This window comes from Actinomadura viridis (assembly GCF_015751755.1).
GTDB lineage: Bacteria > Actinomycetota > Actinomycetes > Streptosporangiales > Streptosporangiaceae > Spirillospora > Spirillospora viridis.
In genome coordinates, this window is record NZ_JADOUA010000001.1 from 3355660 (window position 1) to 3380851 (window position 25192).

Annotated in this window: 21 protein-coding genes; 12 read left to right on the plus strand and 9 right to left on the minus strand. The window is 74.2% G+C overall.

The window, feature by feature from the left end:
• Positions 1-42 precede the first annotated feature (42 nt).
• The 3 genes from IW256_RS15130 (at position 43) to IW256_RS15140 (ending at position 3468) form a co-directional block, all read left to right on the plus strand.
• Positions 43-1218: an acyl-CoA dehydrogenase family protein gene (locus IW256_RS15130; RefSeq protein WP_197011589.1), complete on the plus strand. Its 1176-nt coding sequence runs from the start codon at positions 43-45 to the stop codon at positions 1216-1218.
• A 3-nt stretch (positions 1219-1221) separates the two neighbouring features.
• Positions 1222-2427 (plus strand): CaiB/BaiF CoA transferase family protein, encoded by a 1206-nt coding sequence (locus IW256_RS15135; RefSeq protein ID WP_307828896.1) that lies wholly within the window; start codon positions 1222-1224, stop codon positions 2425-2427.
• Positions 2428-2571: 144 nt separating this feature from the next.
• A complete protein-coding gene (locus IW256_RS15140) occupies positions 2572-3468 on the plus strand; it encodes an oxygenase MpaB family protein (protein WP_197011590.1) in 897 nt (298 codons plus the stop codon).
• A gap of 46 nt (positions 3469-3514) precedes the next feature.
• On the opposite strand, the gene IW256_RS15145 is transcribed toward IW256_RS15140, so the two are convergent.
• Genes IW256_RS15145 through IW256_RS15160 form a run of 4 tightly spaced genes read right to left on the minus strand, consistent with a single transcriptional unit; the run spans position 3515 to position 6955 of the window.
• Entirely contained in the window at positions 3515-4582 is a 1068-nt protein-coding gene (locus IW256_RS15145) for an NAD(P)H-dependent flavin oxidoreductase (RefSeq protein ID WP_197011591.1), read from the minus strand.
• Positions 4579-5316, minus strand: coding sequence for a CoA-transferase subunit beta (locus tag IW256_RS15150; protein ID WP_197011592.1), 738 nt, complete (start codon positions 5314-5316; stop codon positions 4579-4581). The genes IW256_RS15145 and IW256_RS15150 overlap by 4 nt, the downstream gene beginning before the upstream one ends.
• Positions 5313-6173 carry a CoA transferase subunit A gene (locus IW256_RS15155; RefSeq protein ID WP_197016322.1) on the minus strand — a complete coding sequence of 287 codons (861 nt, stop codon included), beginning with the start codon at positions 6171-6173 and terminating at the stop codon, positions 5313-5315. The genes IW256_RS15150 and IW256_RS15155 overlap by 4 nt, the downstream gene beginning before the upstream one ends.
• A 17-nt stretch (positions 6174-6190) precedes the next feature.
• The gene (locus tag IW256_RS15160; protein WP_197011593.1) at positions 6191-6955 is read right to left on the minus strand and encodes an enoyl-CoA hydratase family protein; all 765 of its coding nucleotides are present in this window, start codon (positions 6953-6955) and stop codon (positions 6191-6193) included.
• A 65-nt stretch (positions 6956-7020) separates the two neighbouring features.
• Between IW256_RS15160 and IW256_RS15165 the strand changes: the two genes are divergently transcribed.
• On the plus strand, positions 7021-7845 hold the full coding sequence (locus IW256_RS15165) for an SDR family oxidoreductase (protein WP_197011594.1): 825 nt from the start codon (positions 7021-7023) through the stop codon (positions 7843-7845).
• Positions 7842-8750 (plus strand): SDR family oxidoreductase, encoded by a 909-nt coding sequence (locus tag IW256_RS15170; protein WP_197011595.1) that lies wholly within the window; start codon positions 7842-7844, stop codon positions 8748-8750. Before IW256_RS15165 ends, IW256_RS15170 begins: the two co-directional genes overlap by 4 nt.
• A gap of 83 nt (positions 8751-8833) precedes the next feature.
• On the opposite strand, the gene IW256_RS15175 is transcribed toward IW256_RS15170, so the two are convergent.
• Positions 8834-10300 carry a serine/threonine-protein kinase gene (locus IW256_RS15175; RefSeq protein WP_197011596.1) on the minus strand — a complete coding sequence of 489 codons (1467 nt, stop codon included), beginning with the start codon at positions 10298-10300 and terminating at the stop codon, positions 8834-8836.
• Between the two features lie 266 nt (positions 10301-10566).
• On the opposite strand from IW256_RS15175, the gene hrpA reads away from it, so the two are divergent.
• From hrpA to IW256_RS15210, 7 genes are all read left to right on the plus strand, one after another.
• On the plus strand, positions 10567-14598 hold the full coding sequence (hrpA, locus tag IW256_RS15180; RefSeq protein WP_197011597.1) for an ATP-dependent RNA helicase HrpA: 4032 nt from the start codon (positions 10567-10569) through the stop codon (positions 14596-14598).
• Positions 14599-14735: 137 nt separating this feature from the next.
• Positions 14736-15467: a GntR family transcriptional regulator gene (locus IW256_RS15185; RefSeq protein WP_307828897.1), complete on the plus strand. Its 732-nt coding sequence runs from the start codon at positions 14736-14738 to the stop codon at positions 15465-15467.
• A 386-nt stretch (positions 15468-15853) separates the two neighbouring features.
• A complete protein-coding gene (locus tag IW256_RS15190; RefSeq protein ID WP_197011598.1) occupies positions 15854-17302 on the plus strand; it encodes a PTS ascorbate transporter subunit IIC in 1449 nt (482 codons plus the stop codon).
• A 93-nt stretch (positions 17303-17395) separates the two neighbouring features.
• Positions 17396-17692, plus strand: coding sequence for a PTS sugar transporter subunit IIB (locus tag IW256_RS15195; protein WP_197011599.1), 297 nt, complete (start codon positions 17396-17398; stop codon positions 17690-17692).
• The gene (locus IW256_RS15200) at positions 17689-18141 is read left to right on the plus strand and encodes a PTS sugar transporter subunit IIA (RefSeq protein ID WP_197011600.1); all 453 of its coding nucleotides are present in this window, start codon (positions 17689-17691) and stop codon (positions 18139-18141) included. Before IW256_RS15195 ends, IW256_RS15200 begins: the two co-directional genes overlap by 4 nt.
• Positions 18134-18877: a sugar isomerase domain-containing protein gene (locus tag IW256_RS15205; RefSeq protein WP_197011601.1), complete on the plus strand. Its 744-nt coding sequence runs from the start codon at positions 18134-18136 to the stop codon at positions 18875-18877. Before IW256_RS15200 ends, IW256_RS15205 begins: the two co-directional genes overlap by 8 nt.
• A 188-nt stretch (positions 18878-19065) precedes the next feature.
• Entirely contained in the window at positions 19066-20625 is a 1560-nt protein-coding gene (locus IW256_RS15210) for a coiled-coil domain-containing protein (protein ID WP_231403790.1), read from the plus strand.
• 120 nt (positions 20626-20745) lie between these two features.
• Here IW256_RS15210 and IW256_RS15215 read toward each other — a convergent pair whose 3' ends face one another.
• The 4 genes from IW256_RS15215 to IW256_RS15230 form a co-directional block, all read right to left on the minus strand.
• Positions 20746-21435: a hypothetical protein gene (locus IW256_RS15215; RefSeq protein ID WP_197011602.1), complete on the minus strand. Its 690-nt coding sequence runs from the start codon at positions 21433-21435 to the stop codon at positions 20746-20748.
• Positions 21436-21742: 307 nt separating this feature from the next.
• Positions 21743-22258 (minus strand): hypothetical protein, encoded by a 516-nt coding sequence (locus IW256_RS15220; RefSeq protein WP_197011603.1) that lies wholly within the window; start codon positions 22256-22258, stop codon positions 21743-21745.
• A gap of 30 nt (positions 22259-22288) precedes the next feature.
• The gene (locus IW256_RS15225) at positions 22289-23662 is read right to left on the minus strand and encodes an AAA domain-containing protein (protein WP_197011604.1); all 1374 of its coding nucleotides are present in this window, start codon (positions 23660-23662) and stop codon (positions 22289-22291) included.
• On the minus strand, positions 23659-25137 hold the full coding sequence (locus tag IW256_RS15230) for a hypothetical protein (protein WP_197011605.1): 1479 nt from the start codon (positions 25135-25137) through the stop codon (positions 23659-23661). Before IW256_RS15230 ends, IW256_RS15225 begins: the two co-directional genes overlap by 4 nt.
• Between the last annotated feature and the right edge of the window lie 55 nt (positions 25138-25192).

Here is a 25192-nt window from a genome sequence, read left to right on the forward strand (position 1 = left end):
CATATCGTATAAAAAATTTGCGAGCGTCCGAGGAGCCCGATCGTGAGCAGGTTGCAGCAGACCCATGGGCTGAGTGAGGAGCAGCGGGAGATCCTGGCGACGGTGCGGTCCTTCGTCGACAAGGAGATCCTCCCGGTCGCCACGGAACTGGAGCACGCCGACGCCTACCCGCAGCGCATCGTCGACGGGATGATCGAGCTGGGCCTGTTCGGGCTGGTGATCGACGAGGAGTACGGCGGGCTGGGCGAGTCGCTGCTGACCTACGCCCTGGTGGTGGAGGAGCTGGCGCGCGGCTGGATGAGCGTGTCGGGGATCGTCAACACCCACTTCATCGTGGCCTGGATGATCTCCCAGCACGGCACTCCCGAGCAGAAGGCGCACTACCTGCCGAAGATGGCCGCCGGCGAGATCCGCGGCGCGTTCTCCATGTCGGAGCCGGGCTGCGGCTCGGACGTGTCGGCGATCCGGACCCGCGCGGTGCCGGACGGCGGCGACTACCTGATCACCGGGCAGAAGATGTGGCTGACCAACGGCGGCTCGTCCCATCTGGTCGCCACCCTGGTCAAGACCGACCCCGACGCCGGGCACAAGGGCATGACCACCTTCCTGATCGACAAGACGCCGGGCTTCGGGGAGGTCGCCCCCGGCCTGACCATCCCCGGGAAGATCGAGAAGATGGGCTACAAGGGCGTCGACACCACCGAGTTCCTCTTCGACTCCCATCGCGTCCCGGCCGCGAAGATCCTCGGGGGGACGCCCGGCCGCGGCTTCTACCACATGATGGACGGCGTGGAGGTGGGCCGGGTCAACGTGGCCGCCCGCGGCAGCGGCGTGGCCCGCCGCGCCTTCGAGCTGGCCCTGGACTACGCCCGGCGGCGCGAGACGTTCGGCCGGCCGATCGCCGAGCACCAGGCGGTCATGTTCCGGCTGGCGGAGATGGCGACCAAGGTCGAGGCCGCGCACCAGATGGTGGTGATGGCCGCCCGCCGCAAGGACTCCGGGCAGCGCAACGACCTGGAGGCGGGGATGGCCAAGTACCTGGCCAGCGAGTACTGCAAGGAGGTCGTGGAGGCGTCCTTCCGCATCCACGGCGGCTACGCCTACTCCAAGGAGTACGAGATCGAGCGGCTGTACCGGGAGGCGCCGATGCTGCTGATCGGCGAGGGCACCGCCGACATCCAGAAGATGATCATCGGCCGCCGGCTGCTCGAGGGCTGAGCGGTGCCCGGGACGGAACCGGCCGTGCGCCCGCTGGAGGGGATCACGGTCGTCGCGCTGGAGCAGGCGGTGGCCGCGCCGTTCGCCACCCGCCAGCTCGCCGACCTGGGCGCCCGGGTCGTCAAGGTGGAGCGGGTGGACGGCGGCGACTTCGCCCGCGCCTACGACGCCGGGATACGGGGCGGGCTGGGCACGCACTTCGCCTGGCTCAACCGGTCCAAGGAGTCGATCGCGATCGACCTCAAGCGGGACGAGGGACGGGCGATCCTGGCACGGCTCATCGCGGGCGCCGACGTCTTCCTGCAGAACCTCGCGCCCGGGGCGGCGGCCCGGATGGGGCTGGCCGCCTCCGTCCTGCGCGCGGACCGGCCCCGGCTGATCGTGGTGGACATGTCGGGGTACGGCTCGCGCGGCCCGTACCGCGACAAGCGCGCCTACGACATGCTCGTGCAGGCCGAGGCGGGCCTGGTCTCGGTCACCGGTACCCCCGAGACCCCGGTCAAGGCGGGCTCGCCGCTGGCCGACATCGCCGCGGGCGTGTACGCGTTCTCCGGCGTGCTGGCGGCCCTGGTGCGGCGCGGCACGACGGGGGAGGGGGCGTCGATCGAGGTGTCGATGTTCGACGCGGTCGCCGAGTGGATGGGCCAGGCCCTCTACAGCACGCTCTACACCGGCGCGCCGCCGCCGCGGTCCACGCTCGGCCACCCGGTCATCGCGCCGTACGACGCCTACCCGACCGCCGACGGCGTGGACGTGGTCATCGGCGTGCAGAACGACCGGGGCTGGGCCGCCCTGGCGACCGGGGTGCTGGACCGCCCCGACCTGGTCACCGACCCGGACTACGCCACCAACCAGGCACGCGTCCGCAACCGCGCCGAGGTGGACGCGCTGATCGCGCGGACCACGTCCCGGATGGGCCGCGCGGACCTGCTGCGCCGCCTGGACGAGGCCGGGGTGCCCAGCGCCACGCTGAACGACGGCCACGGCCTGGTCGCGCACCCGCAGCTGGCCGAGCGCGACCGGTGGCGGGAGGTCGGCTCGCCGGTCGGCGCCCTGCGCGCGATCCTGCCGCCGATCACCTTCGCCGGCGTCGAGGCCCGGATGGACCCGATCCCGGGGCTGGGCGACCACACCGACGCGGTGCTGGCCGAACTCGGCTACGGCGACGGCGAGATCGCCCGCCTGCGCGAGGCGGGAACGGTCGCCTGACCGCCCCGGCGGCCCGCGGCCGGCCGTTCCAGTGGCCTACGTCACGTTGCAAGTGACCACTTACCGATGTCACGGTGGGGCGTGCGAGATCCGGGCCCTCCCGGTGCCTCGCACGTATCCCCCCGTGCATCGAAGTGAGGATCCATGGCCACTGGAGCGGCCGGTCGCGTGCCCGCCTCGGAGACCTCGAAGGCCCCGGACGCCTCCGGGACCCCGGCGGACGTCCCGGACGACGTCCCGGACGCCGTCCGCCACGCGCTGCACTGGTTCGCGCTGACCGCGGCCTCGGCGAACGTCGTCATGCAGCTGGCGCGGCTCCCGGTCGGCCGGGGCGTCGCCGAGAGCAAGGTCGACAGCGGCCGGATCGACAAGCATCCGATCAAGCGGACGCGGACCACGCTGAGCTACGTGGCGCTCGCCTGGCACGGCACCGACCGCGAGCGGGCGGTCCTGCGCGAGGAGGTCAACCGGTCGCACCGGCCGGTCCGTTCCGACGACTCCAGCCCGGTCCGCTACAACGCCTTCGACCGCGAGCTGCAGCTGTGGGTCGCGGCCTGCCTGTACCGGGGGACCGAGGACGTGCTCACGGCGCTGTACGGGCCGCCGAGCCCGCAGGTCCTGGACACCCTCTACCGGCACGCCTCCCGCTTCGGCACCACGCTGCAGGTGCCGGCGGACATGTGGCCCGCCGACCGGGCCGCCTTCGAGGAGTACTGGCGCGCCTCGCTGGAGCGCCTGGAGATGGACAAGGTCACCAGGGCCTACCTGCAGGGCCTGGCCGGCATGACGTTCCTGCCCGGCCCGGTCCACCGGACCTTCGGGTCGTTCCACCAGTTCGTGACCATGGGGTTCCTGCCGCCGGAGTTCCGCGCCGAGCTCGGCCTGCCCTGGACCGACCGGGACCAGGCGCGTTTCGACCGTCTCCTCCGCCGCGCCGCCGCGGCCAACCGGGTCATGCCCCGCGCGCTGCGGGGATTCCCCTGGAACCTCTACCTCTGGGACGCGCGCCGCCGCATCCGCAAGGGCCGGCCCCTCGTCTGACGCGCCCGGCGGGCCGCGGCGCCGCTACGGCGCCGCTACGGCGCCGCTACGGCGCGGCCAGGTGCGACCGCTGGGCGGCGATCGCCTCGGCGGCGCCCGTGACGATCGAGGCGATCAGCTCCGCGCAGCTCGGCAGGTCGTCGATCACGGCGACCACCTGGCCGGACGCCATCACCCCCAGGTCGGGACGGCCGTCCACCATCGCGGCCTTCAGCAGCATGGGGGTGTTGGCGGCCATCAGCACCTGCGACCAGGACAGGTCCTTGCCGCGCCTCATCGACCGCCCGTCGGCGATCATCGCCCGCCAGGACAGGCCCGACAGCCGGCGGAACCGGGCGGCGTTGCGCGCCGCCCGGACCAGGGCCGCGGCCCGGCCCGACCGCTCCAGGGCGTCCACCAGGTCGCTGCGCAGCACCCGGTGCGGCATGCCGTCCACCTGACGGGTGACGGTCGTCTCCGCGGTGCGGAGGTAGACCTCCTTGACCTCCTCGGGCACCGCGCTGTCGGAGGTCAGCAGGAAGCGGGTGCCCATCGCCACGCCCGCCGCCCCGTAGGCCAGCGCCGCCGCCAGCCCGCGCCCGTCGAAGAACCCCCCGGCCGCGATCACCGGGACGTCCACGGCGTCCACGACCTGGGGCAGCAGCAGGGTGGTCGCGACCGGCCCGGTGTGCCCGCCGCCCTCGCCGCCCTGGACGAGCACCGCGTCGGCGCCCCAGGCCGCGACCTTCTCGGCGTGCCGCCGGGCGCCCACCGACGGGATCACCACCACCCCGGCGTCCTTCAGCCTGGCGATCAGCTCGGGACGGGGCGCCAGCGCGAACGAGGCCACCTTGACCCGTTCCCGGATCAGCAGGTCGATGCGCTCGCCGGCGTCACCGGCGTCCGCGCGGAGGTTGACCCCGAACGGCGCGCCGGTCCGCTCCCTGACCTCGCGGATCGCCCCGCCGAGCTGGTCGAGCGTCATGGTCGCCGACGCCAGGATCCCCAGGCCGCCCGCGTTCGCCACCGCCGACACCAGCCGCGGCCCCGCCACCCAGCCCATGCCCGTCTGCACGACGGGGTGCCGGACCCCGGTCAGGCGGGTCAGCGGGGTGTCGAGGACCTGGCCGGTCACGAGGGGACCTCGCGCTCCCGCAGCCCGCGGGGGTCGAGCACCTCGCGCATGATCCGCAGCTCCTCGCCGGTGGGGACGCGCGTCTCGGGGACCTCGCCGGGGATCACCAGGTCGAACCCGGTGCTCTCGGCGATCTCCTCCGCGCTCACCCCCGGGTGCGCCGAGCGCAGCCTTAGCCGGCGGTCGGGGGTGGCGAAGTCGAGCACCGCCAGGTTCGTGACCACCGCGCGGAGGTCGTGGGCGCCTCTGTCCTGGCCGATGCCGCTCACGAAGTCGACCTTCTCGGTGAAGACCCGGCGGGAGTGCTTGGGGATCCAGTAGCTGGTGGTGTTGACCTTGGTGTTGCCGGGGGCGCCGCGCACCCCGAGCAGCTGCGACCTGGGCCGCTCCCAGTCCCCGATGCAGGAGATGTTGGAGTTGCCGTACCGGTCCATCTGGCTGGCCCCCAGCACCACGTGCCGCCGCCCGTTCAGCACCAGCCACAGGTGGTCGCGGAACGGCAGCCAGCCCTCCACGTCACCGGCCGGGGCGCCCAGCGGGACGGGCTCGGCGGTCAGCAGCGGCCCGCCGTCGGTCGTCAGCAGGCCCGGCTCGAAGGTGAGCCGCGCCAGCCGGGCGCCGAGCGCGGGCACCATCCCGCTGACCGCCGCCGCCACGATCTCGCCGTCCCCCCGGAAGAGGTCGGCGCACGCGGCCGCGCAGACCTCGGCCCGGGTCGCCGTTCCCGTGCTCATCGCTCCCCTTCCCGCCACGCCCGCACGGCCGCCTGGTACGCGGCCTCGTCGCCGGACAGGAAGCGGTCGCGGAAGGCCGCCCACTTCTCCGGATCGGAGGCCGATTCGACGTAGAGCCTCTGGAACCTCTCGTCCCGGCCGTGGTCGGGCTCGCCGAGGGTGAAATGGGCGCCGCCCGGCGTCTCCACCACCCCGGCCACGTGCGACCGGCTGATCAGCAGGGACTGCAGGGGACCCTCCTTCAGCAGCCCGGCCGTCTCGACGATCCGCTCGCACGAGACGTAGGTGCGCCCGGCGGCCTTGGCGAACAGGTCGTCCATGTACGGGTCGGGCCCGAGGTACTGGGCGTTGCCGCGGCGGTCGGCCCGGTTCATGTGGACGAGGGCGGCGTCCATCTTCAGCGGCGGGACGGCGATGAGCTCCCCGCCGTCCTCGGGGCCGTCGTGGTAGGGCGACCGGACGGTGCGCAGGTGCGGGTTGACCTTGAGGACGTCCGAGCCGAGCCCCGCCGGGGTGGGCAGGAACGGCAGCCGGTGCGCCGCCGCGTACAGCCCGAACATGAACATGCCCTCGTCGTACTCGGTGAACGCGACCGCGCCCGCCTGCCGCGCCGCGCGGAAGTGCGGCTCCAGCGGCACCGAGTCGAGGGTCACGAACGGGGCCACCACGGCCTTCGCCTTGCCGTACGCGCACAGCAGCCCGACGTCGGGCCCGCCGTAGGAGACCACGGTCAGGTCGGTCAGGTCGGAACGGCAGATCGCGCGGACCAGCGCCATCGGCTTGCGGCGCGAGCCCCAGCCGCCGATCCCGATCGTCATCCCGCTCTCCAGCGAGCCGACGACCTCGTCGATGTCCATGACCTTGCCGGGAGCGCTCACCGGTCCGTCCCCCGTCCCGCCCCGTGCCGCACGAACGCGTCGCGGTGCTCGTCGCCCGCGCCGACCAGGTTGAGCTCGAAGGTGAAGCCCTGCTCGAAGCGGTAGCTGCGCCTGACGTCGACGGGGTCGATGCCGTTCAGCGACTCCTTGGCGCGCCGGATCACGTAGCGGTCCTTGGCCGCGATGGTCCCGGCGACCTCCAGGGCCTTGGCCCGCAGCTCGCCCGCGGGCACCACCTCCAGCACGGAGCCGTGGTGGTGCAGCTCCGCGGCGGTGACGTTGCGGCAGGTGTACACCATCGCACGCATCAGGTGCTGCGGTACGAGCCGCGCCAGGTGGGTGGCGGCGCCGAGCGCGCCCCGGTCGACCTCCGGCAGCCCGAAGTAGGCGTCCTCGGAGGCCACGACGACGTCGGCGTTGCCCGCCAGGCCGATGCCGCCGCCCAGGCAGTGACCGTGCACGGCCGCGACGACCGGCACCTCGCAGTCGTAGACGGCGGCGAAGGCCGCGTAGCAGCCCCGGTTGGCGCCCACGAGCGCGGTGTGGCCCTCGGTGGCCTGCATCTCCTTGATGTCGACGCCGGCGTTGAAGCCGCGCCCCTCCGCGCGGAGCACGACCGCGCCGGTGGCGGCGTCCCGGCCGGCCGCGGTGACCGCGTCGGCCAGGTCGTGCCAGCCGCGTACGGTCAGCGCGTTGACCGGCGGCGCGTCGACGACGATCTCGGTGACCCCGCCTGGGTGACTCGTGGTGGAGATTCCCATGCGCTACCTTTCCACCAAACGTTTGTTAGACATGACCGTAGCAGAGCACCGACGGAGGGAGCGATGTGCTGGCGCTGGATCTGAGCGGCCGGGTCGCGGTGGTCACCGGAGGCGTGCGCGGTGTCGGGCTCGGCATCAGCCGGGCCCTCCTGGAGGCCGGGGCCGAGGTGGTCGCGGTCGCCCGGCGGGAACCCGCCGAACTCCCCTCGGCGGGCGGGCGCACGGCCCGGTTCGCCGCGCTGGACGTGCGCGACCCCGCCGCCGCCGGCGCGTTCGCGCGCGGCCTGGACCGCGTCGACGTGCTGGTCAACAACGCGGGGGGCACCCCGTTCCTGCCGGTGGCCGAGGGCGACCCGGCCGTCCACGCGAAGATCATCGAACTCAACCTGACCGCCCCGCTGGTCATGGCGAGGGCGGTCCGCGAGCGGATGCTGGAGCGGCCGGAGGGCGGCTCGATCATCATGATCAGCAGCGTCAGCGCGACCCGTCCCTCGCCCGGCACCGCCGCGTACGGGGCGGCCAAGGCCGGCCTGGAGAACCTCACCGCGTCGCTGGCCGTGGAATGGGCCCCGCGCGTGCGGGTCAACGCCATCACCCTCGGCATGGTCCGCACCGAGAGCTCCCATCTGCACTACGGCGACGAGGAGGGGATCGCGGCGGTCGAGCGGACCGTTCCGCTGGGGCGCCTGGCCGACCCCCGCGACGTCGGCGCGGCCTGCGCGTTCCTGGCCTCCGACCTCGCCGCCTACGTCTCCGGGTCCACGCTGACCCTGCACGGCGGGGGAGAGCGCCCCGCCTTCCTCGACGCCGCCAACGTCGACCGGCCGGCCGGCGAGGCCGCCGGCGGTCCCGCCACCCGTACCGGAAAGACCGGGGAGGACTCGAAGTGATCTGCAAGGACCGCGTGGTCGTCATCACCGGAGCCGGGCGCGGCCTCGGCCGCGCGCACGCGCTGGAGTTCGCCCGCCAAGGCGCCAGGGTCGTCGTCAACGACCTGGGCGTGGCCCGCGACGGCACCGGCGGCGCGTCCGCCGGTCCCGCCGAGGAGGTGGTCGCGGAGATCGGGAGGCTCGGCGGCCAGGCCGTGGCCAGCCCCCACGACATCGCCACCGACGAGGGCGCCGCCGCGCTGGTCGCCACCGCGATCGAGGCGTTCGGGCGCCTGGACGTCCTGGTCAACAACGCCGGGTTCCTGCGCGACCGGATGCTGGTCAACCTCGCCGAGGACGAGTGGGACGCGGTCATGCGGGTCCACCTCAAGGGGCACTTCCTGCCGCTCAAGCACGCGGGCCGCCACTGGCGCGCCGAGAGCAAGGCGGGCCGCCCCGTGGACGCCCGCGTCGTCAACACCTCCTCGGGCGCCGGGCTGCTGGGCAGCGTCGGCCAGGGCAACTACTCCGCCGCCAAGGCCGGGATCGTCGGGCTCACCCTGGTCGCCGCCGCCGAACTGGGCCGGTACGGGGTCACCGTCAACGCGATCGCGCCCGCCGCCCGGACCCGCATGACCGAGGAGGTCTTCGCGCAGACCATGGCCGCGCCCGCCGAGGGCGCCTTCGACGCGATGGCCCCGGAGAACGTCTCCCCGCTCGTGGTCTGGCTCGGCTCGCCGGAGTCCCGGGACGTCACCGGCCGGGTCTTCGAGGTCGAGGGCGGCCGGATCTGCGTGATGGACGCCTTCCGCCACGGCCCGTCCGTCGACCGGGGCGCCCGCTGGGACCCCGCCGAGATCGGCGCGGCCGTCGGCGACCTGCTGGCGCGCGCGCCCGCCCCCGAACCCGTCTACGGCGCCGGCTGAGCCCGCTTCCGCGCGCTTCCGCGCGTCCGCGCGCTCCTCGCCCGGAGACGCCCGGAGACGTCCGGGCGGGGACGCGCGGCGCCCTAAGGCGTGTACGCCTGGAGGTAGTGCCGGACCTTCTCGGCGTACGGCCGGTGCCTGGCCGGCACGCCGCCCTCCCGCCGGACCGTCCCGGCGGACGAGCGGTACGCGACGGCGAGGTTCAGCGCGGGGTCGCCGGGCACCCCGGCCAGGTCCTTGCCCCAGTAACACAGGTAGCGGCCCATCGCCGGGATCGACAGCTCCGGCGTGATCTCGGACGGCCTGGGCTCGGGGTTGTCCAGCCCGCCCGGCTGCCAGTGCACCAGCACATGAGGGGACCACCGGGCGATGCCGTACTCGCGCTCCCCGGGATCGGACAGGTGCGGGTCGAAGTCGCTCTCGGTCTTGAGCATCGCCGCGATGAGCGCCGGGCTCAGCCCCCTCATCCCGCACCAGGTGCCCGCCTGGACGATCAGCCCCCGGTACTCGGGCGGGATCCCGGCGCCGGCGCGCAGCCACCGGCCGCCCGGATCGGCCGCCGCCGCGGCCCCGTCCCGGCCGCCCCCGCCCCCGCCGCGGGCGCCGTCCCCGCCGGGGGAGAACAGGAGCGCGGCGGCGGACCCGGCCGCCACCACGGCGGCCGTGAGGCCGGCGCCCAGCAGCACGAGCCGCCGCCGGCGCCCCGGCCGCCGGGCCGGGCCCGGAACCGGGGTGGCGCCGGCGCCCGCCGGCGGACCGGTGTCGATCCTGCTGGTGATCCGGGCGAGGGCGTCGGCGTAGGCCTCCGCCGACGGCCACCGCCGGTCGCGGTCGGGCTCCAGCGCGCGCAGCACGATCGCGTCCACCGCCGGCGGGACGGCCGGCGCCAGGTCGCTCGGCGGGCGCCGCCGCTCGCCCGGCGGCTCCCCGGTCAGCAGGTGGTGGGTGAGCGCGCCCAGCCCGTACACGTCCGCGCGCCGGTCGGGGGCGCCGTCGACCTGGGTCTGCTCGGGGGCCATGTACCCCGGGGACCCCGCGGGCAGGGTCAGGCTGGAGAGCCGGTCGTCGGTCCGTGCGATGCCCAGGTCGGAGAGCAGGACGCGCTCGCCGCCGCCGGGGACGGAGCGGATCAGCACGTTGGACGGCTTGAGGTCGCGGTGCACGACGCCGCGCTCGTGCAGGTCGCGCACCGCCTCGGCGATCTCCCGGGCCAGGCGCAGCGCCTCGTTAAGCGGCGGTGGCCCGGCCGCCAGGCGCTCCTCCAGGTTGCCCCGGTCGGCGTAGGTCATCACGAAGTACGGGCGGCCGTCCTCCAGCTCGCCGATGTCGAAGACCTGGACCAGCCGGTGCGAGTCCACCCGGCGCAGCAGCCGGGCCTCCTGGACGAAGCGTTCCCGCACGTCCGCGCGGAGGGCCCAGTGGTCGGCCAGGATCTTGACCGCGACCGGCGCGTCCAGTTCCCCGTCCAGACCCAGCCAGACCGCCGCGAATCCCCCCGTACCGAGCAGCCTTTCGATCCGATAGCGTCCCGCCGCCTCCGGAGTCCCCATGCGAGCCCATGATGGGGGATCCACCCGCCGTTCGCACCGCCTCCCGGAGGATGGAATGCCGTGCCCCCGCGGGACGTTGATCCACTTCGGGCCGGGGCGCGGTGCCGGCGGGGACGCCCGGGGGAGGGGCCGCGCGACCCGGCCCGCGGGCCGCGCCGGAAAATCGATCGCCCCCGCCGCCGGCGCGGGCTACGGTCGAAGGTCGCGGGAACGGCCGTGCCGGCCGCGAGGTCACGACGGCCTGGAACCTATCCTTGTCGACGGTTATGAGGACACCTGTGAGATCGCCGCTCGCCGAGCTGCGCGCGCGCCTGCCCGAGCTGATGCCGGTGGACCGGCACCGGCTGCGCCGCCGCATCGACGGGACGCAGAAGATGCGCGACGACGCCCGCCGCGAGCGGGTGATCGGCGAGATCGCCGCCGACGTCGAGGCCGCCGAGCGCCGGGTCGCCCGCCGCCGCGCCGCGGTGCCCGCGATCACCTATCCGGAGCAGCTCCCGGTCAGCCGGCGCAAGGACGACATCGCGGCGGCCATCCGCGACCACCAGGTGGTGATCGTGGCCGGTGAGACCGGGTCGGGCAAGACCACCCAGCTTCCCAAGATCTGCCTGGAGCTGGGCCGCGGTGTGCTCGGCTCGATCGGCCACACCCAGCCGCGCCGGCTGGCCGCCCGTACCGTCGCCGACCGCGTCGCCGAGGAGCTGGGCATCGAGCTGGGCGAGGCCGTCGGCTACAAGGTGCGCTTCACCGACAAGTCCAGCGACGGCACGCTGGTGAAGCTGATGACCGACGGCATCCTGCTCGCCGAGATCCAGACCGACCGGCTCCTGCGCCGCTACGACACGCTGATCATCGACGAGGCGCACGAACGCAGCCTCAACATCGACTTCCTGCTGGGATACGTCAAGGAGATCCTGCCCCGGCGCCCCGACCTGAAGGTGATCATCACCTCGGCGACGATCGACCCCGAGCGGTTCTCCCAGCACTTCGACGACGCCCCCATCGTGGAGGTGTCCGGCCGCACCTACCCGGTGGAGGTGCGCTACCGGCCGCTCACCGGCGCTGCCGACGACGGCGGGACCGACCTCGACGATCCCGGTGCCGACCCCGACCGCGACCAGGTCCAGGCCATCCTGGACGCGGTGGACGAGCTGGCCCTGGAGGCGCCCGGCGACGTCCTGGTCTTCCTGAGCGGCGAGCGCGAGATCCGTGACACCGCCGACGCGCTCACCAAGCACTTCCAGGGCCGCCGCGGTCAGGCCACCGAGGTCCTCCCGCTGTACGCCCGGCTGTCGGCGGCCGAGCAGCACCGCGTCTTCCAGCCGCACCGGGGCCGGCGGATCGTGCTCGCCACCAACGTCGCCGAGACGTCCCTGACCGTCCCCGGGATCAAGTACGTCATCGACCCCGGCACCGCCCGCATCTCCCGCTACAGCCACCGGCTCAAGGTGCAGCGGCTGCCCATCGAGCCGATCTCGCGGGCCTCGGCCGACCAGCGCAAGGGCCGCTGCGGGCGCGTCTCGGAGGGCATCTGCATCCGGCTCTACTCGGAGGAGGACTTCCAGTCCCGGCCCGAGTTCACCGACCCGGAGATCCTGCGGACGAACCTGGCCTCGGTCATCCTGCAGATGACCGCGCTCGGGCTGGGCGACATCGCCGCGTTCCCGTTCGTCGAGCCGCCGGACCGCCGCAACGTCAAGGCCGGCGTCGACCTGCTGCACGAGCTGGGCGCCCTCGACCCGGCCGAGAAGGACCCGCGCAAGCGCCTCACCGAGACCGGGCGGCGGCTGGCGCAGCTGCCGATCGACCCGCGGCTGGGCCGGATGGTCCTGGCGGCCGAGGAGAACGGCTGCGTCCGCGAGGTGCTGATCATCGCCTCGGCGCTGTCGATCCAGGACCCGCGCGAGCGCCCCGCCGAGCACCAGCAGGCCGCCGACGAGAAGCACCGCCGGTTCGCCGACCCCACCTCCGACTTCCTGGCCTACCTCAACCTCTGGAACTACCTCGCCGAACGGCAGCGGGAGCTGTCGGGCGGCCAGTTCCGGCGGATGTGCAAGAACGAGTTCCTGCACTTCCTGCGCGTACGCGAATGGCAGGACCTGCACTCCCAGCTCAAGCAGGTCGCCAAGACCCTCGGCGTCACGCCCAACACCGCCGACGCCGCCCCCGACCGGGTGCACGTCTCGCTGCTGGCCGGCCTGCTGTCGCACATCGGCCTCATGGACATCGACAAGAAGGACGACGGCGGCGGCCAGCGCCGCCGCCAGCTCAACGAGTACCTGGGGGCCCGCGGCGCCAAATTCGCCGTCTTCCCCGGATCGTCGCTGTTCAAGAAGCCGCCGCGGTGGGTGATGGCGGCCGAGCTCGTCGAGACCTCCCGCCTGTGGGGGCGGGTCAACGCCAGGATCGAGCCCGAGTGGGTCGAGCCCCTGGCCGGGCACCTGGTCAAGCGCTCCTACAGCGAGCCGCACTGGTCCAAGAAGCAGGCCGCGGTCATGGCGTACGAGAAGGTCACCCTCTACGGCGTCCCGATCGTGGCGCAGCGCCGCGTCAACTACGGCGGCGTCGACCCGGAGGTCTCCCGGGACCTGTTCATCAGGCACGCCCTGGTCGAGGGCGACTGGGAGACCCGGCACCGGTTCTTCCACGACAACCGCGCGCTGCTGGAGGAGGTCGAGGAGCTGGAGCACCGCGCCCGGCGCCGCGACATCCTGGTCGACGACGAGACCCTCTACGACTTCTACGACGAGCGGGTCCCCGCCGACGTCGTGTCGGGCCGCCACTTCGACACCTGGTGGAAGGCGGCCCGCCGCGCCGAGCCCGACCTGCTGAACTTCGAGAAGTCGATGCTCATCAACCAGGGCGCCGGCGACGTCAGCGAGGCCGACTACCCCGACGCCTGGCAGCAGGGCCCGCTGCTGCTGCGGCTGACCTACCGCTTCGAGCCGGGCTCGCGTCCCGCCGGCCTCGACGGCCCCCGCGGCGGCGAGCGCGAGGGCGGCGCCGACGGCGTCACCGTGCACATCCCCGTCCATGTGCTCAACCAGGTCAGGCCCGACGGCTTCGAGTGGCAGGTGCCGGGGCTGCGCGCCGAGCTGGTCACCGAGCTGATCCGCTCCCTGCCCAAGCAGCTGCGGGTCAACTTCGTCCCGGCCCCCGACTACGCCCGCAAGCTGCTGGAACGCCTCTCGCCCCGGACGGAGCCGCTGCTGGACGCCCTCGGCCGCGAGCTGCAGGACATGACCGGAGTGCAGGTGGCCCGCGAGGCGTGGGACCTGAGCCGCCTGCCCGCCCACCTGCGCGTCACCTTCCGGGTCGCCGACGACCGCGGCCGGGTCCTCGCCGAGGGCACCGACCTGGACGCCCTCAAACGCACCCTCCAGGGCAAGGTGCGGGGCACCCTCTCCAAGGCCGCGACCGCCGAGGGCGTCGAGCGCACCGGCCTGCGCGAGTGGACGATCGGGGAGCTGCCGCGCACCTACCGGCGCACCCAGGCCGGCTACGAGATCAAGGCGTACCCGGCGCTGACCGACGAGGGCGGCACCGTCGCGGTCCGCATGTACGAGACCGAGGCCGAGCAGCGCCGCGCGATGTGGCGCGGGACCCGGCGGCTGATCCTGCTGAACGCCCCGTCCCCGGTCAAGACGATCCAGGGCCGGCTGACCAACCAGGGCAAGCTGGCGCTCAGCCACAACCCGCACGGCTCCGTGGCGGCCCTGTTCGACGACTGCGTGGCGGCCGCGGCCGACCGGCTGATCGCCGAGGCCGGCGGCCCGGCCTGGGACGAGGCGGGCTTCCGGGCGCTGTACGACCGGGTCCGCGCCGACCTGTACGACGCGACCGCCGCGATCGTGGCCCAGGTGGAACGGATCCTGGCCGAGTCCCATGAGATCGACCGCCGGCTGCGGGGGACGGTCAGCCTGACCCTCGTGCCCGCACTGACCGACGTGCGGGAACGGCTGTCGGCGCTCGTCCACCCCGGGTTCGTCACCGAGACGGGCTGGCAGCGGCTGCCCGACCTGCCCCGCTACCTGCGGGCGCTGCGGATCCGCCTGGACCGCCTCCCCGAGAACCCGGCCCGCGACCGGCAGCTCATGCACCAGGCCGGGACGATGGAGGCCGAGTACGAGAGGTTCCTCCAGCGGCTGCATCCGGCCCGGCGCGACGAGGAGGCCGTCCGGCGGATCCGCTGGATGCTGGAGGAGCTGCGGGTCAGCCTGTTCGCCCAGCAGCTCGGCACCCGCTTCCCCGTCTCCGACAAGCGCGTCCGCAAGGCCATGGCGCAACTGGAGGCCTGACCGCCCGTGCGCGCCGCCGCCGCGGTCCGCCGCTCTCGGGAGCGCGGAAGAGACCGTTCCAAAGTGGTATTGACCAATTGGGATCCGGTGCCTAACCTTGGTGCCCGACGGTACGAACGGAGGGGGAGGTGAGCGGCGTGCGATCCGTCGGTGAGCCCGGGCCTGCGACCACGAAACGGCGGGTGGTGCGCCGCGAGCTGATGGCCATGCTGGAGGAGCTGGACGTCGGCGACGCGCTGCCGTCCGAGCGCCGGCTGGCCGAGGAGCTGGGGGTGTCCCGCCCGACGCTGCGCGCGGCGATCGACGAGCTGGTCACGCAGGGCCTGCTCGACCGCCGGCACGGCAGCGGCACCTACGTGGCCGAGCCCCGGATCGCGGTGGCGCTGACCATGACCTCGTTCAGCGAGGACATGGCCAGGCGCGGCATGCGGCCGGGCGGGCGGGTGCTGTCGTTCCGCGCCGAGACCGCCGGTGCCAAGATCGGCCGGCGGCTGTCCATCTCGCCGACTGAAGAGGTATTTACCATTCGGCGCCTCCGGCTGGCGGACGGGGCCAGCATGGCGATCGAGACGCTCTACCTGCCCCGGGCGCTGGTGCCGGAACTGCGCCGCGAGGATCTGGAAGGACGGTCTTTCTACACCCTGCTGCGGGAACGCGGCATCGTCCTCGCCTCCGGCCGGGAGACGATCGAGCCGACCGTCACCACGGCCGAGGAGGCCGAGGTGCTGGGAGTTCCGGTGCACACGCCCGCGTTCCTGTTCCAGCGGATCTCCCACAGCGAGGAGGGCACACCGGTGGAGTACGTCCGGTCGCTCTACCGGGGGGACCGCTACCGGCTCGAACTGGAGCTGAAACCGGTCCCGCGCTAGCTCCACACGACCAGGCATCCCGCGGGGAGGGCACGGGCCGCTCGCAGCGACCCGCCCTCGTACGGCACCCGCCTCCCCACGCCACTGATCTCCATACGCCGCCCATCTCCATAAGGCACCGTCCGCAGGCGTCCCCGGACGCCCGCGACCGGTCCCCTCCGAGACCCCGAAAGTCCCTTCGACACCTCGCCCTTCGACCCCTCGACCTCTGACCCCACCACCCTCGCGACCTTCGACCACCCGCCCGCTACGCCACCCGACCCAGCTCACCAGTCCCATCGCTTCATCCGCGCCGGCGGGGGCACCGGCGCACCGCCAGATCCGAACCCCGGACCGACCGCGCCGCGGCCGGGACTCGGTGCCCCGCAGGAGACGGAGACCCAACCGTGGACATCATCAAGGACACACTCACGTTCCTGGCCGACAACGTGTTCGGCCAGGTGCCCATCCTCATCGGGCTGATCACGCTGGTCGGGCTGCTGCTGCAGCGCAAGCGCTTCGAGGACACCCTCGCCGGTGCCCTGCGGGCGACCATCGGCGTGGTCATCCTGTTCATCGGCATCGAGGTCTTCACCGGCGGCCTGTCCAGCTTCCAGACCGTCCTCGCCGACGCCATGGGGACGACACCGCCCAAGGCCGACAACACGCTGACCGACTTCCTGGGCGCCCAGGGCGGGACGATCGCGCTGGTCATCACCGTGGCGTTCCTGCTGCACGTGCTGATCGTCCGGATCTTCCCGGCCGCCCGGTACCTCTACCTGACCGGGCACCTGATGTTCTGGATCAGCACGGTGGTGGTGGCCTCGCTGGTCACCATCGCACCGGGTGCCGACCAGCTCACGCTGGTGCTGTGCGGCGCCGGGTTCGTGGCGGCGTACTGGACGCTCCAGCCGCTGTGGATGCGGCCGCTGATGCGCCGGGTGATGCCCGACGACCGGTTCGGGTTCGCGCACACCAGCTCGCTGGCCGCGCTGGTCACCGGGTACGCCGCGCGCCCGTTCGGGGACCGCGAGCGGCACGACACCGAGAAGGTGAGGCTGCCGCGGCAGCTGTCGTTCTTCAAGGACGTCAACGTCAGCACCGCCCTGATCATCTCGCTGATCATGCTGGCCGCGGTGGCGTTCGCCGACGACCAGGTGGTCGCCAAGCTGGCCGCGGAGATGGACCCCAAGCTCTCGCCCTGGGTGTGGGCGCTGCTGGTGGGCCTGCGGTTCGCGGGCGGCATCGCGATCCTGCTGTTCGGCGTGCGGATGTTCCTGGCCGAGATCGTGCCCGCGTTCAAGGGCTTCAGCGACAGGGTGATCCCGGGCACCCGGCCCGCGCTGGACGCCCCGACCGTCTTCCCGGTCGCCCCGACCGCCGTGATGATCGGCTTCGTCTCCTCCACCGCGGTGTTCCTGGGCTGCCTGGCCGTCTTCGCCGTGGCGGGCTGGTTCACCCTCGCCCCGCCCATGATCATGCTGTTCTTCGTGGGCGGCGCGGCGGCCCTGTTCGGCAACGTGGTGGCGGGCTGGCGCGGCGCGGTGATCGGCGGTGTGATCACCGGCCTGATGCTGGCCGTCGGGCAGGCTGTGACGTGGGGCCTGTTCGAGCGGACCGCGCCCGAGCTGGCCACGCTGGCCGACCCGGACTGGTACGCGATCGCCTGGCTGCTGAAGGCGGTCGACCCGATCATCGGGGACGCCTCCGTCTGGGCCGTCCCCGTCGTGGCGCTCGCCGCCACCGTCGGCACGCTGCTGCTCCTCGGCCGCCGGGAGCGGCGCGCGGAGGGCGCCGGCGGGGCGCCCGCCACCGAGTCCGCCGAGCCCGCCAAGGAGGCCGGTGGCAAGAACTGACCGCGCACGCCGTCCCCCGGTTCGCCGGGGGACGGCCCCCGGGGGCCCGCGGGGGGCCGCCCGACATTCACCGGAGGGAAGGACGCCATGGCAATGGACCGCACACTGGAGGTGCTCGCCGTCTGCGGCGTGGGCATGGGCTCCAGCCTCATGCTGAAGATGACCGCCGAGGACGCGCTGCGCGCGCTGAACGTGGACGCGCGCGTGGAGAACACCGACCTGTCCACCGCCCGCGGGATGACCGCCGACGTCATCATCGGCCAGGGGATGCACACCGACGAGATCGCCGACGCGGCCCCGGTGGTGATCACCGTCAGCGACTTCCTCGACAAGGAGGGGCTGCAGGCCGCGCTGCGCGAGCGCCTCGCCGAGAAGGGCTGGCTGGCGTGACCGCGGTCGGAGCGCGCGACGGGGTGGACGCCGACGGCTGGCGGGCCGCCACCAGGGCGGCGGCCGGGGTCCTGGTGGAGATGGGCGCGGCGGCGGCCGGGTATCCCGACGCCTGCGTGCGGGTCGTCGAACGGGACGGCCCCTACATCGTGCTGACCAAGGGCCTGGCCCTGGTGCACGCCCGTCCCGAGGACGGCGGCCTGGCCGTCGGCGTGGCCGCGACCAGGCTCGCGGCGCCGGTCGAGTTCGGCCACCCCGACAACGACCCGGTCGACCTGCTGCTGGCGTTCTGCACCCCGGACGCCGACGCGCACGTCGCGTCGCTGTCCGCGCTGGCCCGGGCCCTGTCGGCGGGCCTGGCCGATCGGCTGCGCGGCGCCGCCGGGGACGCGGAGATGGCCGCCGAGCTGGGACGGGCCCTGCCGGAGGAGGCCCGCCCCGATGCCTGAGGCGTCCCGGACCTCCTATCCCGGCCGGGTCCGGGCTCTGCTCGACGACCTCGACGCCCGTTCCGGTACGGCGATCGGCGAGGCCGCGGCGCTGCTGCTGCGGTCCGTCGAGGCCGACGGGATCGTGCACGTCGCCGGCGCCGGGCACTCGCTGGCGCTGGTCTGCGAGACCTTCTACCGGGCCGGGGGGCTGGCGGCCGTCCGGCCCATGTGGGACCCGGCGGTGCTGCCCCTCGATGACGCCGTGCGCAGCACCCGCGCCGAACGGCAGGAGGGCCTGGGCCGGTCGGTGGTGCGCGAGGCCGCGCCGGCCCCGCCCGACGTGGCCGTGGTGTTCTCCACCAGCGGGCGCAACCCGTACCCCGTCGAGATCGCCGAGGAGTGCGCCGCGCTCGGCGTGCCCGTGATCGCCGTGACCTCCCCGCGGGCGTCCCGGCACGCCGCGGCGCGGACCGAGACCGCCCTGGCCGACCACGCCGCGGTCGTGCTCGACACCGTCGTGCCGCCCGGTGACGTCCTGCACCCGCCGGAGGCGCCGCGCACCGCGGCGGTCTCCACGGTCCTGGCGGCCTACACCTGGTCGCGGGTGCTGGCGGAGCTGGACGACCTCGCCGTCGCGAAGGGCGTCGAGCTGCCCTGCTGGACCAGCGCCAACGTGCCCGGCGGAGACGAGACCAACCGGGCGCTGCTGGCCCGGTACGGGCACCGCGTGCCCGAGCTCACCGGCCTGACCTGAGCCCGCCTCCCGGACGGCGCGCGTCCGGCATGGCGGGGGCCGTGCCGGACGGCCGCCCGCCTCTCCGCCGTCCTGACCAGGAGGTTCCGGCGGTCCCCCGGAGGGGCCGCCGGACGCTCACGCGGCGTGGGTCGCCGAGGCCTCTCAAGTCACTGCAGCCACGCTAATGAGTGCGTATCGTTCATTTCATGCCTACGAGTGATGAGCGCGACAATAGCGGCCCCAGGGGGCAGGCCGGGACTTCCGAAGGCGCGGTCTCCGAGGCTGGAACCAACCACGAAGCCACCCCCGCCACCCCCGCCACGGACACGGACACGGACAGGAACGGCACCGGCGACGACACCGGGAAGGCGGCCGGCGAGAGCGCGGCGTCCGCCACCGGAACCGGCGCGCAGCCCCGTCCCGGCGGCGGTGCCGCGGCCCGGCCCGCCGTACGGGAACGCGGGACCGAGACCGCGGTGGCCCGGATGGGGGAGCCCGTCGCGGTCTGGCCGTGCGCCAACTGCGGCCGCCCCGTGCCCCAGCCCATCGGCGCCGTCCGCGCCGTCCGCTACTGCCAGGACAACGAGGGCGCCTGCGCGCGGGAGGCGCGCAACCGCCGGGAGCGCGGGCGCGACGCCCCCGGGCTGACCGGGCAGGTCGCCTCCACCTGGGAGATGGTGGAACGGCTGGAGAACGCCGCCGACCTGCTCGCCGAATCGCTGACCTCCGAGCTGAGCGTCGCCGGGGTCGAGCGCCGCGTCGCCGAGGTCCGGGCCGAGGCCGCCCGCGAGCTGGCGATCGCCCAGAACGAGCGGGACGCCTCCCAGCGGCAGGCCGAGGAGGCCTGGCAGGAGGCGGCGGCCGCCCGGCAGCGCGCCGATGCCGCCGAGCAGGAGTCCGGCCGCGCCCGCGAGGAGTCCAAGCTCGCCACCGCCAAGCGCGACGCCGCCCAGAAGGCGTGGGAGGAGGCGCACCAGATCGCCCAGCAGGCCGTCTCGGCCAAGCTGGCCGCCGAGAGCGAGCGCGATCGGATCGCCGCCCGCGAGACCGAGCTGCTGGCCGCCCTGGAGGCGGCCCGCGCCGAACTGGTCGCCCTGCACGCCAAGGTCGCCGAGGCCGAGGGGGCGGTGGAGTCCCAGCGGGTGGAGGCCGCGGTCGCCAAGCAGGGGGCCGAGGACCTGCGCAACGCCATGCGCGACACCGAGGCGCAGCGGCAGCGGGCCATGCAGGCCGCCAGCAAGGCCGAGGCCGAGCGTACGACCGCCCTGCGCGCCCAGTCCGAGTCCGAGGCCGAGACGGTCCGGGCCAACGCCCGCGCCGAGGAGGCCGCCAAGGAGCGCGACGCGGCCCAGGCGCAGGCGCAGCAGGCCGTCGCCGAGCGTGACGAGCTGCAGACCAAGGTCAACGACCAGGCGCTCCAGCTGCGCCAGCTCGCCCAGTCGGTGGCCGAGCAGCAGGCCGCGCTGTCCGCGCTGGCCGAGGAGCGCGACGCGGCCCGGGCCGAGGCCGACCGGGCCCGGCGCCAGATCGACCAGTTCACCCACAACACGCTGTCGTCCAACGTCCCGCCGGGCGGACGCTACCCGAGTGCGGGAACGCCCCAGATGGGACCGGTGCAGGGCCGGCCGCACGTCCCGGACGCCGCGCAGCCCGGAGCCCCTGCTCCGGGGCAGGGCGTACCGCAGGCCGGGGGCCAGGCGGTCCCCTCGGGACGGCAGGTCAACGGTGTGGGAGACCCGGGCGACCCTCTCTACACCGGTCCCTGACCGCCCTCCGATCCCAGGCCCCGGCGGCCGGTGACCCCCGTCGTCGCCGCCGGGCCGGCCGGTCCCGCGGCGTCCCCGCGTACGCCGGTTGAGTGCCGGGCGCTGGGCGCCGGGTGCGTGTCAGGCGCCGAAGCGTCCGGGATCCACCTCGATCCAGATCTGTTCGGCCCGGCCCAGCAGCCGCCCGTCGGCCCCGTACGCGGCCGTCGCCGCGTGGACCTTGCGGCCCTCGCGGCTGCGGGTCAGGCCCATCACCACGCAGGGCTCGCCGGCCTCGGGCGGCTCGGTGATCTGCGCGGTCATGGTGCCCAGCACCACCGGCGGATCGGCCTGGCCGACCGACAGCCCGCCCGGGCAGTCCAGCACCGCCCACATGATCTCCCGCTCGGGCACCACACCGGGCGTCCACGGGGCCGCCACCAGGCCCTCGCCCGCCGGGCCCGGCTCCAGCCGCAGGCCGTCGCCCGGCTCGCGGTCGGGCCCGCACACGAAACACCCCGGGAAGGGGTGCCGTTCGGCCGTCCGGTACTTCTCCGCCGCCTCGAGCGCCTCCGCGTGCGAGACCGCGGGCACGGGCGGCACCACGATCGCCCCCGCGAGCGCCTCCGCCACCAGCCGCTCCCCGTCCCACAGCCGCGCGCCGATCCCCCGGTCGCCGTCGGTCGTGATCCGCAACCCGGTCTCCAGCGGCGGCGGGCACCGCAAGGTGACGGTCACGGCGTCGGACGACACGTGCCCCGCCAGCAGCCCGGCGACGTAACCCCCGTTCCCCGAGCCCTCGGGGCCGTGGTACCGCGTTTCTATGGTCACCGTTTCCACGATCACTTCATCCCCCCGGGCCTCCACCCGTCGTGCTCAAACGGACTGATCCTAATGAGCGGCCCGGACAACCCCATGCCGCGCCCCGCGGGACTCGGCGATGATCCCCGCGTATCTCAACGGTGAAGGCCATATATCGGTACAGAAGGAAAGCCGGCACCGGACGTTAGGGGCGCGAGGGGGAAGGGAGATGTGGCCCGAAGGGCAGGTGAGCGTGGGGCGCCCACCAAGCGGGGACAGGAGGCCCGGGGGAGGGCCGCACACCTCAGACGCCCGCGGGAGCGGCGCCCGGGAGGCGTCAGACGGCGCGGGACGGCTGGGGGCGGCCGGGCCGGGTGGTGAAGAAGACCGACAGCGACCCCGTGAGCCTGGCGCGGACGGTCTCCTCGTCCACCGGGCCCTCGGCGGGGACGGGCGTGCGGTCCAGGGCGCGGGCGATCAGCCGCTCGATGTTACGGTCGGCGACCAGGACCGAGCAGGTGTCGCAGGCGTACCACGGGTAGAGCATGTTGAGCACCGCGACCGCCGTGTCGTCGTCCGACAGGTGGGTGGTGTCCAGCTCCACCTCGAACATGTCGGTGTCCTCGGGGTCGAGCGTGGGGTAGTAGAGCCAGCTCGGCCCGGAGACGCCGCAGAAGTCGCAGGCGCGTGCCCGCGGCGCGGGCTCGCCCACCGCCAGCTCGAGCTCGTGGTCCCAGGGCTCCACCCGGCGGTTGTGGCGGTAGCCGACGCCGTCGAGCGAACCCTCGCGGTTGTGCGTCACGTCGTGCACCTCGCCGCCGCAGCGGGCGCACATGAAGCCGATGTCCTCCATGTCCCTCCCCTGATCGCTGAGGCACCGGTCTCACAGTATCCCTCCGGGCCCCGGTGTCGAACCATGCGCGGGAACCCGGTGCCGGGCCAGATGCGCGAGCACGGACTGGTTGGCCTCCCACCCGTCGGGGAACTTCACCGGGACGCCGAGGTGGACCGGCTCGGTGGAGGGATGCGCGTCCAGCAGCTCGGGGATCCCGGCGCGGGCGACGACCACGCAGGCGTGCCGGTGCCGGGAGGCCAGCACGCACAGCCGGCCCGACTCCAGGTGGAACGCGGTCGCGTCCCGGCGTCCCGAGAGGGGATGCAGGACCACGGTCACGTCGTACTCGCGGCCCTGGAGCCGGTTGGCGGTGTCGACGGTGATGTCCGCGCCGTGCGCGCCGAGTGCCGCGCGGATCGCGGTCACCTGGTCGCGGTGGGCGGCGCCGATCGCGATCCGGTCCGCGCCGACCGGCGCCGAGCCGTGCTCGGAATGCGCGACGGGCCCGCGCTGCAGCAGGCGCACGGCGAGCGCGGCCGTGGCCTGGACCGCCTCCCCGTCGGTACGGATGGTGTGCCGCGCGGGCAGCTCGTACAGGGCCCAGCCGGACTCCGCGGCCTCGTCCAGTGCCCGGTCGTAGGCGGTGCCCATGCCGCGCGCCCCGTACTCCAGGCGCCGGTCGCCGGGCCCCGTGCCGGAGGTGAACCCGGTGAACGGGTAGAACGCCCGCGACACGACCGGCGCGGCCGAGGCGGGCAGCCGCCAGGAGACCGGCAGCCGGTGCAGCGGCAGGTCGGGGTTGTGGGCGAGCAGCACCGAGACGGCGCTGCGCATCGGGTCCCAGGTGAGGCCGGCCCACCGTTCGACCTCCACCGTGGAGAACGGGTCGAGCTGCCCCGGGTCGCCCACGAACAGCGCGCGCTCGAACCGCCCGGCGATCCGCAGCAGCATGTCCGAGCGCATCTGGTACGCCTCGTCCACGATCGCCCACGGCCACGAGCCGTCCGACAGCGTCGCCCACTTGGCGGCGGTGGCGATGACGACCGCGCGGTCGGCCAGGTCGTCGGCCTTGGTCGCCACCTTGACCGCCGGGTGGGCGGCGACACGGTCGGAGAGGACGTAGGTGGAGGCCGACAACCGGCCCATCGGCACCTGCGGGTGCTTGCCCGCGATCCGCTCGATCAGGTCGTCGACCTGCTCGTTGGTCTGCGCGACGATCATGAGCCGTTCGTCGGCCTCGGCCAGGTGCGCGGCGGCGCGGACCACCAGCGTGGACTTGCCCGCGCCCGGCGGGGAGTCGACCACCACCCCGCGATGGCCGCCGCCCAGGTCGGCGAGGACGTCCTCGACCACCCTGGTCGCCGCCGCCGACGGGTCGGTCCGGGCTGCGGGAACGGTCCCGGTCCGGGCGGGTCCGGTCATGACCACTCCTCTGCCGCGTCCTCGTCGCTGGGCACGTACTCCTCGGGCGGCCCGCCGTGGGTCCACGGGGTGGCCTCGCGGTCGGGGAACTTCGCCGCGCCCCACGAGTCGGCCGACCGGGAGGTGAAGACCACCCGGGCGCCGATCTCGGGGACCACCCCGGCCTCGGGGACCAGCTTGCGCCCCATCCCGCCGGTCAGCTCCAGCAGCACGCTGCGGGTCCGCTCGTCGATCTCCACGATCCGCCCCTTGAGCGCGGGCCGGGCGGCGTCGCAGACGGTGGCGCCCGCGTCCAGGCGGACCGGGTCCTCGGTACGGACGCGCAGGTACGGGCGCAGCTTGGGACGCTTGCCGGTCTCGTCCAGGCGGGTGGGGTCGCTGTCGACCACCGTGCCGCCGAACGCCTGCCCGGCCAGCCGGTGCTCGGCCATGACCAGCGGGTCGTCGAAGGCGCGCTGGGCGTCGTAGGCCTCCTGGGCGCGTTCCAGCTCGTGCAGGCGCCGGGCGGCGCGCACCGGCGGGTCGCGGCGGGCCTGCGGGTACGCCTCGCCGAACGTCTGGTGGTAGTAGGTGAAGGCGTCGCGGTCGCGTTCCCAGCGGGCGGGCACGCCCGCGCCCGGCGGCAGCGCCCGCAGCACCTCCACAGCCCGCCACATCAGATGCCAGGTGGGGGTGAGCTGGCCGGCGAGCGCGGAGCGGACCCGCTCCTCGGCCCGCGGATCGCGGCCCGCCTGGTCGAAGGCGGCGATCGCGGGGGCCAGGACCTCGTTGTCGAAGGTCGGGTCGGTCGTCGGCCCGGCCGGGGGGCAGGTGACCGGGTCCTCGGCCAGCGCGGCGGCGGCCGGGCCGTCCAGCCCCTCCGGAGGGGAGATCCAGCCCATCAGCGCGGCCAGGTTGCCGTCCTCCAGGGCGCTCTGCCCGGTCGCCCAGTGCAGCCGCAGCGCCTCGGTCATCGCCAGCAGCAGCGACGAGCCCGGATGGTCGTTGCGGTCGGCGAACCAGGTCAGCCAGCGGCCGAGGACCGGCACCGCCGGGTCCACCGCGTACGGCCCCTCGGTCCGCCGGAACCGGGTCGAGCGGCCCATCAGCCGCAGGAAGCCGACCCCTCCCCGGTTGGGCACCAGCAGCTGCGGCGCGTCCCCGTACCGGATCCGCTCCTCGCCCTCCTTGCCCGGCGGCAGCTCCTCGACCGCGCCCCGGCTGGTCTCGACGTGGTTGAGGACCAGCTTGGCCAGCTCCGCGGCGAAGGCGAACCGCAGGTCGCGGTTGCGCGGCTGCGGAACGACCAGCAGCGTCGGGTCGGCGGGGTCGCTGCCCAGCATCACCGCCAGCGGGGCGGCGGCCTCGCCGGCCAGCTTCAGCGGGATCAGGACCAGCGGCGCGTCCGACAGGTGGCAGTGCCGGACCGTCGCCAGCGGCTGGGCGCGGCCGGTGGCGGCCGCCTCCAGCTGGGCGAGCGAGGTGAGCACGCTCACGTCGCGGCGACCTCCGCGTTCTCACCGGGGGACGGCACGGTGCGGGACGGCAGGG

What these genes read in the sequence shown, in the direction of transcription:
- IW256_RS15195 (WP_197011599.1), top strand. Translation starts at nt 17,396, where the DNA reads ATGGACCGCACACTGGAGGTGCTCGCCGTCTGCGGCGTGGGCATGGGC.
- IW256_RS15140 (WP_197011590.1), top strand. Translation starts at nt 2,572, where the DNA reads ATGGCCACTGGAGCGGCCGGTCGCGTGCCCGCCTCGGAGACCTCGAAG.
- IW256_RS15175 (WP_197011596.1), bottom strand. Translation starts at nt 10,300, where the DNA reads ATGGGGACTCCGGAGGCGGCGGGACGCTATCGGATCGAAAGGCTGCTC.
- IW256_RS15150 (WP_197011592.1), bottom strand. Translation starts at nt 5,316, where the DNA reads ATGAGCACGGGAACGGCGACCCGGGCCGAGGTCTGCGCGGCCGCGTGC.
- IW256_RS15160 (WP_197011593.1), bottom strand. Translation starts at nt 6,955, where the DNA reads ATGGGAATCTCCACCACGAGTCACCCAGGCGGGGTCACCGAGATCGTC.
- hrpA (WP_197011597.1), top strand. Translation starts at nt 10,567, where the DNA reads ATGAGGACACCTGTGAGATCGCCGCTCGCCGAGCTGCGCGCGCGCCTG.
- IW256_RS15220 (WP_197011603.1), bottom strand. Translation starts at nt 22,258, where the DNA reads ATGGAGGACATCGGCTTCATGTGCGCCCGCTGCGGCGGCGAGGTGCAC.
- IW256_RS15225 (WP_197011604.1), bottom strand. Translation starts at nt 23,662, where the DNA reads ATGACCGGACCCGCCCGGACCGGGACCGTTCCCGCAGCCCGGACCGAC.
- IW256_RS15210 (WP_231403790.1), top strand. Translation starts at nt 19,066, where the DNA reads ATGCCTACGAGTGATGAGCGCGACAATAGCGGCCCCAGGGGGCAGGCC.
- IW256_RS15155 (WP_197016322.1), bottom strand. Translation starts at nt 6,173, where the DNA reads ATGGACATCGACGAGGTCGTCGGCTCGCTGGAGAGCGGGATGACGATC.
- IW256_RS15205 (WP_197011601.1), top strand. Translation starts at nt 18,134, where the DNA reads ATGCCTGAGGCGTCCCGGACCTCCTATCCCGGCCGGGTCCGGGCTCTG.